The sequence below is a fragment of the Bacillus cereus group sp. BceL062 genome, assembly GCF_051780025.1.
Classification (GTDB): Bacteria; Bacillota; Bacilli; order Bacillales; family Bacillaceae_G; genus Bacillus_A; species Bacillus_A toyonensis.
The window spans coordinates 114646-130312 of sequence record NZ_JBPWGY010000002.1; the positions used below are offsets into that span (position 1 = coordinate 114646).

Sequence of the window (15667 nt, forward strand, 5' to 3'; positions counted from 1 at the left end):
AAGATTCCCTTATTTCAAACTGCTTTATCTCGTCATAAATCCTCTTCATTTTATCGTGATTGGTATCTATTTTCTTCAATTTGCAAAAAAAACAATTGACAGAATACTCAAAGAAGTTATAAGATTATAAATGGAAAATAAATGAAAGGGGTGTGCGTAATGATTGTAATCGTAAATGTAATGGGCTTAGCTCTGTTAAATAACGGAAAACATTCATATCATTACGCAACCCGTACGGATATATAGGGCATTTTTGTCTTATAAAAAGCGTACGTTGCGTATATCGTAACGTACGCTTTTATGCATTTTTGTGCATATCGTCAAGCGACGGTATGCTTTTTTTTGTCCAATTTGCTTGTTTCCATACTTTGTATGGTTACTATAAAACTGAAATTTGGAAGGTGGAAAAATGTGATGAGATTGTATGGGTTACGAAATGTAAATGTGATTGGTTTGGATAGCGGATAAAGAAATGAGAGTGGAACGAAAACGAGAAGGGAGAGGTTACATTGTTTTCAGTATTACTAAAGTTAAGATGGTTTTTTAAAGAGCATTGGAAGAGATATAGTATCGCAATTGGTGCGCTTTTAATTGTAAATATAGTTGAAGTCATTCCCCCAAAAGTACTAGGGGTTACGATTGATAATATAAAAACAGGAACGTTAACGAATGCAGCAATTATGGAGTCTATTCTTATTTTAATAGGAGTTACGATAGTTGGATATGGCCTTACTTTTGTTTGGCAGCATCAATTATTTGGAGGTGCGTTCGTACTTGAGAAGACGATGCGCTCGAAATTTATGGGGCATTTACTCAAGATGACACCGACGTTTTATCAAAAAAATCGTACTGGCGATTTAATGGCGAGAGCAACAAACGATTTAAAAGCAATCGCTATGACAGCTGGTTTTGGTATATTAACGCTTGTAGATTCTAGTTTATATATGCTTACAATCGTTTTTATGATGGGATTTACAATAAGTTGGGAGCTTACATTAGCGGCCCTTATACCGCTGCCAATTATGGCATATGCGATGAATATATATGGAAAGAAATTGCATGAAAGGTTTACAGTTGCGCAAGATGCGTTCGGTGATATGAATGATAAAGTACTTGAATCAATTGCTGGCGTGCGCGTGATTCGTGCATACGTACAAGAGAACGCAGATCAGGAAAGATTTCATCATTTAGGAGATGACGTCTACGAAAAGAATATGAAGGTAGCAAGAATCGATGCGTTATTCCAACCAACTGTGAAAATGCTTGTCGGTCTTAGTTATTTAATTGGTTTAGTGTACGGTGCATACCTTGTATTTCAATCAAAGGTGACACTTGGCGAACTAGTTTCCTTTAACGTGTATTTAGGGATGATGATTTGGCCGATGTTTGCAATTGGCGAATTAATTAATGTTATGCAAAGAGGAAATGCTTCGTTAGATCGTGTGAATGAAACGTTAGCATATGAACCAGATGTAAAGAATCCGAAAAATCCAAAGCTTGTACAAGATCCTGATTATATTCAGTTTGATGAAGTTTCTTTTTCCTATCCTTCATCAGCTGAAGAAAATTTAAAAAAGGTTTCTTTTACATTAAAACAAGGAGAAACGCTAGGGGTTGTCGGAAAAACAGGAAGCGGAAAAACGACGCTCGTACGTCAGCTTCTTCGTCAATATCCGCTTGGAGAAGGGGATATTGCAGTTTCTGATGTGACATTAGATAAAATGACGAGTGATAATGTACTCGGGTGGATTGGATATGTACCTCAGGAGCACATTTTATTCTCAAAAACAGCGAGGGAAAATATTTTATTCGGAAACAGGGAAGCGACTGAAGAAGAGCTCGAGAAAGCCATTGAAATTGCTGCGTTTACAAAAGACTTAGAGTTTTTACCAGAAGGATTAGAAACGCTCGTTGGAGAGAAAGGTGTTTCGTTATCAGGAGGGCAAAAGCAAAGGATTTCGATTGCGAGAGCGGTTATTCAAAATCCAGAAATATTAATTTTGGACGATTCGTTATCAGCTGTCGATGCTCGTACGGAAGCGGCGATCATTGAAAATATAAGAACGGAAAGAAGCGGAAAGACGACGATTATTACGACGCACCGTTTATCTGCCGTACAACATGCAGATTGGATTCTCGTTATGGATGACGGCGAAGTTATGGAAGAAGGCACGCATGACCAGTTACTTCGAAACGGAGGCTGGTATGCTGAGCAGTTTGAAAGACAACAAGGTGAAAATGAGAGTGCGGATAGTGGGGTGAAAATATGAGTGTTTCAAAACGATTGTTTCAATATGCGATGAAAGTAAAAGGGACGATTTTTGCAGCGATGGCGATGTTATTTATTTTCGTTATCGCTGAGCTTGCCGGTCCGTTCGTCGCTAAAACGATGATTGACGATCATATCGTCGCGATAGAAAAATCTTGGTATGAGACAGAAAAGAGTGAAGATGCTGTTGCATATAATGGCGCCTATTATAAGCGAAGTGATCGCTTTGAACAAGGTGAAAAAAAAGGAAAAGAAGTACGCGTGATGCAAGTCGGTTTTCAATATTACTTTGTACCAAATAAAGTAAATATTGAAGGGTCACGTTCTGTGAAAGGGGATATGATTACCATTCAAAATGGTAAGGCGGTGCAAGTGTATAAAGCGAAAGCATTAACGAAGGAAGAAGTGTTTGCGTTTTATAAGCCAGAAATAAACCCCCTACTGTTACTTGGTGGAGGCTATTTTGCTCTATTAGTAATTGTGTCATTATTTGCATATGGAAAGCAGTTTTTCTTACAGAAGGCAGCAAACAAAATTATTCAAATTATGAGGGAAGACGTCTTCTCTCATATTCAAACGTTACCGATTAGATACTTTGATCATTTACCAGCAGGGAAAATCGTTTCGCGTGTAACGAATGATACAGAGGCGATTCGGGATTTATACGTAACAGTGCTTGCGACATTCGTCTCTAGTTTCATTTATATTATCGGGATATTTGCAGCGCTATTTTTACTCGATGTGAAACTTGCGTCGTTCTGTTTATTAATTATCCCGATTTTAATTGTTTGGGCGATTTTATATAGAAAGTATGCATCTGTATACAATCATAAAATGCGTTCACGTTTATCCGATATTAACGGTACAGTGAATGAATCGATTCAAGGGATGCCAATTATTCAAACGTTCCGTCAAGAGCGTGAAACGAAAAAAGAGTTTGAAGAATTAAATGGCGATTATTTTAGGTATCAAAATAAAATTTTAAATTTAAATGCAGCAACTTCGCATAACTTAGTGTCTGTATTACGAAATTTCGCTTTCACAGGTGTGATTTGGTATTTCGGGGGAGCTTCATTAAGTGCTTCAGGCATCATTTCTCTAGGGATACTGTATGCGTTCGTCGATTATTTAACGAGATTGTTCTCACCAATTACAAATATGGTAAATCAGCTTGCTAACTTAGAACAATCGCGCGTTGCATCAGAGCGTGTCTTCGAATTGCTAGAGGAAAAGGGAGAGGCAGTGGAAGAAGAGCGCATGCCTCGCTTACAAGGAAATGTGAAGTTTGATAATGTTTCGTTTTCTTATAATGGAAAAGATGAAGTGCTAAAAAATATTTCTTTTGAAGCGAAACAAGGCGAGACAGTAGCACTTGTCGGTCATACTGGATCAGGAAAAAGTTCCATTATGAATGTACTCTTTCAATTTTATGAGTTTGAAAAAGGGAAGCTTACGATAGACGGTCACGATGTAAAAGAAATGCCGAAACAAGCAACTCGTGAGCATATGGGAATCGTATTACAAGATCCGTTTTTATTTAGCGGGACGGTCGCTTCCAATGTAAGCTTAGAGAACGAAAAAATTTCAAAAGATCGCATCGTAAAAGCATTACGTGATGTGGGTGCGGAAAGGTTTGCGAACAATATAAACGAAGAAATTACGGAGAAAGGAAGTACACTTTCAACCGGAGAACGCCAGCTTATATCGTTTGCTAGGGCACTCGCTTTTGATCCAGCCATTTTAATTTTAGATGAAGCAACATCTAGTATTGATACAGAGACAGAGGCAATGATTCAACAAGCGCTAGAAGTTGTGAAAAAAGGGAGAACGACGTTTATTATTGCTCACCGTCTTTCAACAATTAAAAGTGCGGATCAAATTATTGTACTCGATAGAGGAACAATCTTAGAAAAAGGCTCTCATGATGAATTGATGAAAAAGCGTGGGCGTTATTACGATATGTACAAAACGCAAATGGAAGGAAACCAGAGCGCTTAATGCGGGGAAGAACTTGCGATTGTCGCAAGTTCTTTTTTGTTGGCAAAATGTCGGCGATAAAGGTACATAATAAGAAGTATTATTTTACCTTTCCTACAATTAATGCTATATTAAAAAATGTTACTTATTTTTTGTATGTAGCGTTATTTTTCCATTTTGTTTGATTATGAAGAAAAAGGATAAACTAAATAAGAACATTTTCATTGAAAAATTGTTCAAGATTGCATACAATCAATATAGTTTTTAAATTCCTATCAGAATACTTGGAGGATTACCATCATGAAAAAATTATTTTCAGTGCTTGCAGTAACTACATTAGCGATCGGGATTGTAGCCGGCTGCGGTAAAGAAGAGAAAAAAGATACAGCTAGTCAAGACGCATTACAAAAGATTAAACAAAGCGGTGAACTTGTAATTGGTACAGAAGGTACATACCCACCATTTACGTTCCACGATTCAAGCAATAAATTAACTGGATTTGACGTTGAATTAGCAGAAGAAGTTGCAAAACGTTTAGGTGTAAAACCTGTATTTAAAGAAACACAATGGGATAGCTTACTTGCTGGTTTAGATGCGAAGCGTTTCGATATGGTTGCGAACGAAGTTGGTATTCGTGAAGATCGTCAAAAGAAATATGATTTCTCTAAACCATACGTTTCATCTTCAGCAGTATTAGTTATTGCAAAAGATAAAGATAAACCTGCTACATTTGCTGATGTAAAAGGGTTAAAAGCAGCGCAATCTTTAACAAGTAACTATGCAGATATTGCTAAGAAAAATGGTGCGGAAATTACTAACGTAGAAGGCTTTAGCCAAGCGGCAGAATTGTTAAACACTGGCCGTGTTGATTTCACAATTAATGATAAGTTATCAGTATTAAACTACTTAGAAACGAAAAAAGATGCAAAAATTAAAATTGTAGATACAGAAAAAGAAGCTTCACAAAGTGGATTCTTATTCCGTAAAGGTAGCGATAAGCTTGTACAAGAAGTTGATAAAGCGTTAGAAGATATGAAAAAAGATGGTACGTACGACAAAATAGCGAAAAAATGGTTCGGTGAAAATGTATCTAAGTAGTGCATTGGTTTCAGATCGATTGTCTACTTGGATAGATATTATGCAGTCTTCCTTCATGCCTATGCTGAAGGAAGCTGTCTTTACGACAATTCCATTAACGCTTATTACATTCATTATCGGAATTATACTGGCGACGTTAACAGCGCTCGCGCGTATTTCAGGTAGTCGTATTTTACAATGGATTGCTCGTATCTATGTATCTATCATTCGCGGAACGCCACTTCTTGTACAGTTATTTATTATTTTCTATGGTCTTCCAACTCTTAATATTGAAGTTGAGCCGTATACAGCAGCAGTTATTGGATTTTCATTAAATGTTGGTGCGTATGCATCTGAAATTATTCGTGCTTCTATCCTTTCAATTCCGAAAGGACAGTGGGAAGCAGCTTATACAATTGGGATGACATATCCACAAGCATTAAAACGTGTTATTTTACCGCAAGCAACGCGCGTATCAATTCCGCCGCTTTCGAATACATTTATTAGCTTAGTGAAGGATACTTCATTAGCATCGTTAATTTTAGTAACAGAAATGTTCCGAAAAGCGCAGGAAATTGCGGCAATGAACTATGAGTTTTTAATTGTTTATTTTGAAGCAGGTCTTATTTATTGGGTTATTTGTTTCTTATTATCAATCGTACAACAGATGTTAGAAAAGCGTTCAGAACGCTACACATTAAAATAATCCTTTTACAAAAGGAGTTTTTGTTTTTATGATTTCAATTCAGCACTTACAAAAAAGTTTCGGAGATAATACCGTACTAAAGCATATAGATCTATCAGTTGAGAAGGGTGAAGTTGTTGTTATTATCGGACCTTCTGGATCTGGTAAAACGACGTTTCTACGTTGCCTAAACGTTCTAGAAACACCGAACGCTGGTAGCATTCGTATCGGCAATAAAGAGCTTGATTTCGCTCAAAAAGTATCGAAGAAAGATATTGTAAATCTTCGTACACAAACAGGAATGGTGTTCCAACATCATAACTTATTCCCGCATTTAACAGCCATTCAAAATGTAATGGAAGGGCTCGTTACAGTGAAAAAGATGGGGAAAGAAGAAGCGAAGAAAAAAGCAAACTATTTCCTTGAAAAAGTTGGTTTAGCAGATAAAGTGGATTTATATCCGTTCCAATTATCAGGCGGACAACAACAGCGCGTTGGAATTGCTCGCGCGCTTGCGATGGAGCCGGAAGTGTTACTATTTGATGAACCGACGTCAGCACTTGATCCTGAACTCGTTCAAGAAGTTCTAAAGGTAATGAAAGAACTTGCTAAAGAAGGCATGACGATGGTTATTGTAACGCATGAGATGCGTTTTGCTCATCAAATTGCGAATCGCGTTATTTTTATGGATGGCGGTGTCGTTGTCGAACAAGGTACACCAGAAGATGTATTTACAAATCCAAAAGAAGAACGCACGAAGAAGTTTTTACAAATGCTTCAATAATTAAGAAAGGTCTCAAGGCATATGCCTTGAGACCTTTTTGCCATATATATTTATTTTTGGAATCCGCCAAGGCTTTGCTCAGCCATTGCAACTAGACGTTTTGTGATTTCTCCACCAACAGAACCGTTAGCACGAGCCGTAGAATCTGCTCCTAATTGTACACCAAATTCTTGAGCGATTTCGTACTTCATTTGATCGATTGCAGCTGTTGCTCCTGGTACTACTAATTGATTGTAAGAACTTTGGTTTGCCATAGGAATATATCCTCCTTAGAGTTATAAAAATTTTTTTGGTTGGACTAGCTGGATTTGAACCAGATATTATCGCCCCGTTTGGCGCTAATCCATCGGTAATTAAGTTTGTACTCATAGTATGGATGTTACCTAGAAAGATATACAAAATAATAATTTGTAAATTTTGTCAAAAAAACGTAGTGATTTCGTAAATTATGAAATAAGAGTAATCGTTGTATTTTTAAGAAAGAAGGCTAAACTAAGAGCGATATTAAATATGGTGTTCTCTTTGAACCCTACTATGTTAGGGCTAATAATTAGCTTTTTATTGATGGTTTATGAAAGTGAGATACATTACAATTGCAGCTTAGTAATATAAAAACTAAAAAGGCATTAACTTCTCATTTCTGGTTTAACTAGGGATGGGGCATGGAAAGGGAAAGGGAAAGAAAGGAACTGACCGTATCTACTCATGGCTAGATGCTTTCTTCAACCTAAAAAGAAAGAACTTTAAATGATGTTAAACGATAATGTATGGAGGAATCATGATGGGGATTTGCCCGCTTTGCAACGCATTCGAATCACAAACCTATTCTTGTCAAAATTGCCAAGGTATACTCCAAGATTATGGGAAAACTGTAGATTACATAGACGATTATAGTGCGTATATGGATCAGGAATTATTAAGTGAGGTAGATGGATTAACACATAATCATTCACAAGAATATTGCAATCATATTTTTTATTGCGGAGTATGTAACGTGGAAACTGAGGTTGTAGTAAAACTTGTGTAAATAGAAAACTTCCACCTTATGAATGAGGTGGAAGTTTTTGTTTTCGTATTTGTGAGTGAATCATAGGAGAAGGGATATGTTCGGTGTTTGATGAAGTCCCTAATTTCATTTGGGACATTTTTTCTTTTGCATCGCGCAAAGAATGTTCAGTTAAGTAGATAGCATATTCGTAAAATAATTGGCGCGTCAGTTCACTTTGTTCTTTTAACTTTTCATCTTGGAATACAGTTCGCCCAGGTTTTGAATTTGCTTCAAATAGCCACGGATTTTCCTGCATGTCTAAACCAATATCAAAACCGATTTCTCCAATGTTCCCAGTTACTTGCCCATCGAGCGCGTAACTTATTTGCAAGGCTGTTTGTTTTAATTTATTTTCAATTTGAACTTGTTTCGTTGAATCTGGAAAAAGTTCTTGTAGTAATTTTGTATCACCACCGCTATTTACATGTGTGGTTAAGCTACCTTTGCCAGCAATTTTGGCGACGATGGCACTGACGACCCAATTACCGAAATGGTTTTTATTTGTATGAATGCGAAAATCAACAGGTTGCCCGTCGAAGCGAAGTAAAGAAATACCTTGCTGTACGATAAACTTCTTTAAATCATGTCCTTTTAATACGTGGTTCAGAAGTGTTTCTAATGATTGATACTTTCTTAGTTTATTCTCTTCATTTTCGCGATAACGACAGTAGTAGCAATTCTCTGTTTGAGAATAAAATAGTTGATGAATATTTCTTCCGAAGCTACCGTGTATCGGTTTCATGTAAATTGATTTATATGTGCCAAGAAACCGTTCTACTTGTTCGAAGTGCTGAAATGTCTCTGTGTTTGGTAATAAAGGCACAATTGAATCGTCCTTCATGAGAAGTTGATGAACGTCCCATTTATTAAAAAATCCTGGGTTAAACCATGGAATGTTATAGTCATGTTCTAATTTCCTTTTTGCTCTAACGATTGGTTTATAATTTTCTGCTTTACGATTTGGTAGTCGATCGTAAATGACATTTGGCAAAGGAACTTTTTTCTTTAGCCATTTTCCTTCTTGAAAGAAATACCCATCAATCGTTTCTTCTTCCCAGTTTATATGTTGAACGCCAAAAACGAATACGAACGGTCGTAATGTAAATGGTGGTGTTAGCAACTCACTGAGAGATGTGGAACGGTTTCCTAAAGGAATAGGTGAGTCATCGTTAAAACCAGTTGTGAAAATACCGACTAATGGTCCGAAAATAATTGTTTCATTTTGTGTAAAGGCATGAATGGTAGTGGAATGAGGGAGTAAAAGTTTTTCTGCAATTCGTTTTCCAATCATAATTTCACGAGTAAAGGAATAATGAATTTTTACCTCTTCACTTGCAACATGGCGTCTGCCGAAGGAAAGGGATGTAATAGGTGGTGTAATAGAAAAAATGTAAGGTAAAGTAATACTATTTGGATGCTCATCTGAAATGTTTAATGTATATATGTGCTCTTTCAAAATGGGATTCCCTCCTTTCGTTATGGTGTAAAGCGGCTAAATTTTAGTGGTCCGTGAAAGATCTTTTCAGCTAACGAATCATTATGATGAATGTAACGTTCGTAAGGGGGAATCGTGTTGACATACATAAGCCAAATCGCCCCTTTTTGATCCATAATTGTGGAAAGTTCTAGTTCGAATAAAGAAGAATAAGATTGATCTAATGTTTGAAACACTTCATTTATAATGTCGTGTAAAGCGTCTTGTAATAGTTGCACACCGGTATTAGATAGTACATATTTAATTTTTGATAATGAATGCAGCGAGGAATCATCCGTTACGGAAAGTAAAAATTGATTCGGAAATGAGCTTTTTTGTATAAATTGACCGATAACGTTCCATTTTTGTTCTTTATTTTTTTGCAAAATGGTTCGAATGTGGAGTGGATACGTTAGTTGGTTCGGTGGTTGTAGCATCGTATGGGCGATATAACGTGTTGATTGTATGTTAGATTTGTACCAAGATATAAACTCATCTGTCCGTTTGATTGGAGTAGAAGTATGATATGCGTCATGTATTGTATCGATATGAAACGTTTTATTTTTATAAGCGATCCGGTACAGACTTTCATTGGAATGTGTATGAGTAGGACGTATAATAATATCTTTTGTTTTTAATAAAAGTTTGAAAATGTTGTGTATCGTTGCTATTTCAAATTTTGGTATATAAGGAAATAATTTTTTATTAGTAAGAAATAAATCATGTAGTTCGCTTAAGTCAATAAGTGTGTTATTTAAAAAGGTAGTGGAAGGACGGTTGTGTAATGAATGAATAATTGATTTAGCTTTTTCAAAGTCTGTATCCTCGTTAAAAGAAGAACGATCGTATATATAAGAAGGAATAGGGAATGTTTGCTCTTTCCATTTTCCTGTATCTGTATCATAAATAAGACCAGAAACAAGGTCTGTTTTAGGATCAATACAAAATGGTGTAAACTGGGCAACGACATTATGATAAAGCCGAGCGCGTTTGGCGATTTCGGTGTAATACGTTTGCTCATAATGAGGCCGGGAAGTTAAAATACCGAGAACCAACGAAATCACTCCTTTACTAACAAAGTGTTGGCATAATAGGCGAAGCTATATATTGCAAATACATTTTTATACCATTATACTTTTGTCCGTATGATGATATGCTATAGTTTTGGAGAAGCGAAAGGTTGATTGTAATGAATATATGGTTGAATATGTTAACGACGACAGGGCTCGGAGCGATTATTGGAGGATATACGAACCACTTAGCAATAAAAATGTTATTTCGTCCCCATCGTCCTATTTATATTGGAAAGTTTCAATTGCCATTTACACCTGGATTAATTCCGAAGCGACGTGATGAGCTTGCTGTTCAATTAGGGAAAATGGTAGTCGAGCATTTGTTAACGCCAGAAGGAATCGGAAAAAAGCTAACAAATGAAGAGTTTCAAAAAAGTTTAATTCACTGGGTGCAAGTGGAAGTGGATAAAGTCATTACGAATGAACAATCACTGCGACATATGTTAGAAAAATGGAATGTAGCACATGTAGAAGAAGAGGCGACCGGGAAAATCGAGCATGTGATTACAAAAAAAGTTCAGGAATTTTTAGCGGAGTACTATACATATACATGGGAACAAGCTTTACCTCATTCTGTACATGAAAAAATAGAGAATGCAATTCCAAATGTCTCGGCTTTTATTTTAGAGCGAGGAATTGAATTTTTTGAAAGTGAAGAAGGGAAAGCGCGCCTTTCAAAAATGATTGATGATTTCTTTGCTTCTCGTGGAACATTACTTAACTTAGTCGGGATGTTTCTAGGGAATGTAAGTGTAGTGGATCGTGTGCAGCCAGAGGTAATTAAATTTTTAGGTCAAGATGGTACGGAAAAGCTTTTAACTAATGTACTGCAAAAAGAGTGGGAAAAGTTAAAGGGAAGAGATGTAAAAGAATTAGAAACGTTTGTAGAAAAAGAAATGATTGTAAGCTCCATATTGTCTGCAGTTAAAGTTGAGGAAACAGTGAGTAAGTTTTTAAACCAATCTGTACAGCAAGTGTGTGCGCCAGTTCGAGAAACAATCATTGAAAAAGTGGTTCCAAGCGCAGTAACGAAAGGCTTGAAGTGGGGGACAGAAAATGTAGAGACCATACTAAATAATCTACATCTTGCGGAAATTGTCCAGCAAGAAGTGTCTACATTTTCAACAGAGAGACTAGAAGATTTAGTTCTGTCCATTACAAAAAATGAGCTGAAAATGATTACGTATTTAGGTGCCTTATTAGGCGGAATGATTGGACTCGTGCAAGGGTTGTTACTGTTGTTCCTTAGGTAGTAAAGATAAGTACATAGAAATAAGAGTGAAATTTCTTCACATCTCTTGCATAGTTTGATATGGTAAGAAGAGGTGCGTATGTAAATGCACTTAAAAGGCAGTGTGAGCGAAAAGCGCTAGCCTTCTAAAGGAGGAAAAATAAAATGACAAAAAACATTCATGATGTAGCATATGAATTACAAAAAGCAATCGCTGAAAACGAAGACTTCAAAACTTTAAAAGAGAGCTATGCGGCAGTACAAGGAGATGCAGCTTCAAAGAACTTATTTGAAGAGTTCCGTACGATGCAACTTAGCCTACAACAAAAAATGATGCAAGGCCAAGAAATCACTGAAGAAGACAACCAACAAGCACAAGAAGTTGTAGCTCGCATTCAACAAGATGCTAAAATCACAAAATTAATGGAAACTGAGCAACGCCTAAACGTTGTAATCGGTGACGTTAACAAAATTATCATGAAGCCACTTGAAGAATTATATAGCGCGCAACAAGCGTAATAGTGGAAGACGCTCCTTTATGGGGCGTCTTTTTTGTTTAGGGAATTAAGTTTAAAAGTAAATGTTATTTTAAAAAACAAATTAATTGTAAGCGTATTCTTTAAGGGTTGTCAAAATACTGTCAAATTCATATTGTTGGAAAAATAATGCATTTGTAATATAATGATACATGATACTTCACCATATTAATTAACTAGGTGAAATTAAAATCTTTATTACACACATTATGAAATAAAGGGATGATTAGTTTGATGAGTACAGGTGTAAAAGCAAACGACGTGAAGACAAAAACAAAAGGAGCAGATCTTGTTGTTGATTGTTTAATTAAACAAGGTGTTACACATGTTTTCGGTATTCCAGGAGCGAAGATTGACTCTGTATTTGATGTATTGCAAGAAAGAGGACCAGAGTTAATCGTTTGTCGTCATGAACAAAACGCAGCATTTATGGCAGCTGCTATTGGTAGATTAACAGGGAAACCGGGTGTGTGTCTTGTGACTTCAGGACCAGGGACATCAAATTTAGCGACAGGTCTTGTTACTGCGAATGCGGAGAGTGATCCCGTTGTTGCTTTAGCTGGTGCAGTTCCACGTACGGATCGATTAAAACGTACCCATCAATCTATGGATAATGCTGCACTATTCGAACCAATCACAAAATATAGCGTAGAAGTAGAGCATCCGGATAACGTACCAGAAGCACTATCAAATGCATTTCGAAGTGCTACCTCCACAAATCCGGGAGCAACTTTAGTAAGTCTTCCGCAAGATGTTATGACTGCGGAAACGACTGTAGAGTCTATCGGTGCGCTTTCTAAGCCACAGCTTGGAATCGCTCCCACACATGATATTACATATGTGGTAGAAAAAATAAAATCAGCGAAATTACCAGTTATTTTACTCGGTATGAGAGCGAGCACAAATGAAGTGACGAAAGCTGTTCGTGAATTAATTGCTGATACAGAACTTCCTGTCGTTGAAACGTATCAAGCAGCTGGTGCAATTTCACGTGAGTTAGAAGATCATTTCTTCGGCCGCGTTGGATTATTCCGTAATCAACCAGGTGATATTTTACTAGAAGAAGCGGATCTCGTTATTTCTATCGGTTATGATCCAATTGAGTACGATCCGAAATTTTGGAATAAACTTGGGGACAGAACGATCATTCATCTTGATGACCATCAAGCAGATATCGATCATGATTACCAACCAGAGCGTGAATTAATTGGCGATATCGCTTTAACTGTAAATAGCATTGCAGAAAAATTACCGAAACTTGTATTAAGCACGGAATCAGAAGCAGTGTTAGAACGATTACGCGCGAAGTTATCAGAGCAAGCAGAAGTTCCAAACCGCGCTTCTGAAGGTGTTACGCATCCGCTTCAAGTCATTCGCACACTTCGTTCTTTAATTAGTGACGATACAACTGTTACGTGTGACATCGGTTCCCATTCTATTTGGATGGCGAGATGTTTCCGTTCTTATGAACCACGTAGACTATTATTTAGTAACGGTATGCAAACGTTAGGTGTTGCACTACCTTGGGCAATTGCCGCTACTTTAGTTGAACCGGGAAAAAAAGTTGTTTCCGTGTCAGGTGATGGTGGTTTCTTATTCTCTTCGATGGAGTTAGAAACAGCGGTACGTTTAAATGCACCGGTTGTACATCTCGTTTGGAGAGACGGTACATATGATATGGTTGCGTTCCAACAAATGATGAAATACGGTAGAACATCAGCTACAGAGTTTGGCGATGTTGATCTTGTGAAATATGCAGAAAGTTTCGGGGCGTTAGGTCTTCGTGTTAACACGCCTGATGAATTAGAAGGGGTATTAAAAGAAGCATTAGCAGCAGATGGTCCTGTCATTATTGATATTCCAATTGACTATCGTGACAACATTAAATTAAGCGAAAAATTATTACCAAACCAATTAAACTAATGGAGGCAGATTTGAGATGACTGTTGCGCAATTAATTGATATTGATGCAAAAAAAACGAAAACGAGTAATGAAGTATATCAAACATCTACAATGCTTGCGCTATTAGATGGTATATATGATGGTGTGATTAGCTTTGAAGATTTGAAAAAACATGGTGATTTCGGCATCGGCACATTTGATCAATTAGATGGTGAAATGATTGCATTTGATAATGAATTTTATCATTTACGTTCAGACGGTTCGGCAGAAAAAGTAGAGCCAGAAGAAACAACGCCATTTGCGACTGTAACGTTTTTTGAAAAAGAAATGAGTTATACGGTAGAGCGTCCGATGAATCGTGAAGAAGTTGAAGCGTTATTACATGAATTAATGCCGAGTAAAAACTTATTCTACGCTATTCGAATGGACGGTACATTCCGTGAAATAAGAACGAGAACCGTTCCGAGACAAGAAAAACCGTATACACCGCTCGTTGAAGTGACGAAATCACAGCCGATCTTTTCATTTAAACATACAGAAGGTACGCTAGCTGGATTTTGGACACCAGATTACGCGCAAGGCATTGGTGTAGCTGGGTTCCACTTACATTATATTGATGATGAAATTCGCGGGGGCGGACATGTTTTCGACTATGTTGTTGAAAACTGTACGATCCAAATTTGTCAAAAAGCTCATATGCATTTAGCACTTCCAGAAACAGCTGACTTTATGGCGGCTGAATTATCAAGAGAAAACTTAGAAAATGATATTGCGACTGCGGAAGGTGCAGAGTAAGAGGGAAAGACTGTTCCATTTTGGAACAGTCTTCTTTTATTCGTAATGTTATTATTTGTCGAAAAATCGATATTTCTTGTCGAACCGTTGATATATTGTAAGTTACGATAGATATATTCGAAAAATCGTTGATATATTGTAAGTTACGATAGATATATTTGAAAAATCGTTGATATCGCTTATTTCTTTGAAACAAACCGATGCCCCTCATAATAAAACCGCCACGGATAATGCACAGCTTCTTCTGCATAATCGATGTTAATACGAGGTCCTGCTGTTATTTTATATTGTGATGATATGTGTTCTTCTTCTGGAACGAGTTCAATATGTAATGTGTCACTTTGTAATGATACGCCTCGTTCTTCTAAAGTAATTCCGAGTGCACGGCATAGTTTGCCAGGTCCGTTCGTTAAATTTTTATACTGTGCTTTTGTAATGTCGTTTTTGTTGTAGCGCGCTAGTTTTATTTCTTCGATCCCATCTACCGGCTCAAGGGCTCGAATGAGAACGCCTTGCGGGGTGCCAACTGGCGCTGTAATGACGTTAAAACAATGATACATACCGTAAATTAAATATACGTAAGCATGCCCTGGTGCACCAAACATAACTTCTGTGCGATCTGTCCGTCTGCCGCCGTAACTATGTGCGGCCTTATCATCTGGGCCTTTATATGCTTCTACTTCTACAATGATTCCGCTTCGTTTTATTCCGTCTACAATATGAACGAGTTTTTGGCCGAGTAATTTCTTTGCGACTTCTAACGTGTCGCCTTCGTAAAAAGAAGGTGGTGCCTGCATTGTACTATCTCCTTTACT

Annotated in this window: 14 protein-coding genes; 10 read left to right on the plus strand and 4 right to left on the minus strand. The window is 37.1% G+C overall.

What is annotated here, in order from left to right; genetic code table 11:
• The first annotated feature begins 509 nt into the window (after positions 1-509).
• From ACS2MN_RS05760 to ACS2MN_RS05780, 5 genes are all read left to right on the plus strand, one after another.
• Complete coding sequence (locus tag ACS2MN_RS05760; RefSeq protein WP_000493209.1) at positions 510-2270, plus strand: ABC transporter ATP-binding protein; 1761 nt, start codon at positions 510-512, stop codon at positions 2268-2270.
• On the plus strand, positions 2267-4267 hold the full coding sequence (locus tag ACS2MN_RS05765; RefSeq protein ID WP_088054682.1) for an ABC transporter ATP-binding protein: 2001 nt from the start codon (positions 2267-2269) through the stop codon (positions 4265-4267). The genes ACS2MN_RS05760 and ACS2MN_RS05765 overlap by 4 nt, the downstream gene beginning before the upstream one ends.
• Positions 4268-4546: 279 nt before the next feature.
• A complete protein-coding gene (locus ACS2MN_RS05770; protein WP_000732848.1) occupies positions 4547-5344 on the plus strand; it encodes an amino acid ABC transporter substrate-binding protein in 798 nt (265 codons plus the stop codon).
• The gene (locus tag ACS2MN_RS05775) at positions 5331-6029 is read left to right on the plus strand and encodes an amino acid ABC transporter permease (protein WP_000281495.1); all 699 of its coding nucleotides are present in this window, start codon (positions 5331-5333) and stop codon (positions 6027-6029) included. The genes ACS2MN_RS05770 and ACS2MN_RS05775 overlap by 14 nt, the downstream gene beginning before the upstream one ends.
• 28 nt (positions 6030-6057) lie before the next feature.
• Positions 6058-6792 (plus strand): amino acid ABC transporter ATP-binding protein, encoded by a 735-nt coding sequence (locus ACS2MN_RS05780; protein ID WP_000623596.1) that lies wholly within the window; start codon positions 6058-6060, stop codon positions 6790-6792.
• Positions 6793-6842: 50 nt separating this feature from the next.
• Here ACS2MN_RS05780 and sasP read toward each other — a convergent pair whose 3' ends face one another.
• Complete coding sequence (gene sasP, locus ACS2MN_RS05785) at positions 6843-7046, minus strand: small acid-soluble spore protein, SasP family (RefSeq protein WP_000013349.1); 204 nt, start codon at positions 7044-7046, stop codon at positions 6843-6845.
• Positions 7047-7573: 527 nt separating this feature from the next.
• Between sasP and ACS2MN_RS05790 the strand changes: the two genes are divergently transcribed.
• Entirely contained in the window at positions 7574-7819 is a 246-nt protein-coding gene (locus ACS2MN_RS05790; protein ID WP_000510453.1) for a hypothetical protein, read from the plus strand.
• Between the two features lie 16 nt (positions 7820-7835).
• Here ACS2MN_RS05790 and ACS2MN_RS05795 read toward each other — a convergent pair whose 3' ends face one another.
• Positions 7836-9296 (minus strand): YheC/YheD family endospore coat-associated protein, encoded by a 1461-nt coding sequence (locus ACS2MN_RS05795; RefSeq protein ID WP_000658085.1) that lies wholly within the window; start codon positions 9294-9296, stop codon positions 7836-7838.
• Between the two features lie 20 nt (positions 9297-9316).
• Positions 9317-10369, minus strand: coding sequence for a YheC/YheD family endospore coat-associated protein (locus tag ACS2MN_RS05800; RefSeq protein ID WP_000242729.1), 1053 nt, complete (start codon positions 10367-10369; stop codon positions 9317-9319).
• A 134-nt stretch (positions 10370-10503) separates the two neighbouring features.
• Between ACS2MN_RS05800 and ACS2MN_RS05805 the strand changes: the two genes are divergently transcribed.
• The 4 genes from ACS2MN_RS05805 to alsD all read left to right on the plus strand — a co-directional run bounded on the left by ACS2MN_RS05805 (position 10504) and on the right by alsD (position 14852).
• Positions 10504-11640 (plus strand): DUF445 domain-containing protein, encoded by a 1137-nt coding sequence (locus ACS2MN_RS05805; protein ID WP_023441161.1) that lies wholly within the window; start codon positions 10504-10506, stop codon positions 11638-11640.
• 143 nt (positions 11641-11783) lie between these two features.
• Complete coding sequence (locus tag ACS2MN_RS05810; protein ID WP_000164615.1) at positions 11784-12137, plus strand: YlbF/YmcA family competence regulator; 354 nt, start codon at positions 11784-11786, stop codon at positions 12135-12137.
• A gap of 251 nt (positions 12138-12388) precedes the next feature.
• Positions 12389-14077, plus strand: coding sequence for an acetolactate synthase AlsS (gene alsS, locus ACS2MN_RS05815; RefSeq protein ID WP_000103521.1), 1689 nt, complete (start codon positions 12389-12391; stop codon positions 14075-14077).
• Between the two features lie 16 nt (positions 14078-14093).
• Entirely contained in the window at positions 14094-14852 is a 759-nt protein-coding gene (gene alsD, locus ACS2MN_RS05820) for an alpha-acetolactate decarboxylase (RefSeq protein ID WP_346994907.1), read from the plus strand.
• Positions 14853-15031: 179 nt separating this feature from the next.
• On the opposite strand, the gene ACS2MN_RS05825 is transcribed toward alsD, so the two are convergent.
• Positions 15032-15649 carry a DNA-3-methyladenine glycosylase gene (locus tag ACS2MN_RS05825; RefSeq protein WP_001148784.1) on the minus strand — a complete coding sequence of 206 codons (618 nt, stop codon included), beginning with the start codon at positions 15647-15649 and terminating at the stop codon, positions 15032-15034.
• Between the last annotated feature and the right edge of the window lie 18 nt (positions 15650-15667).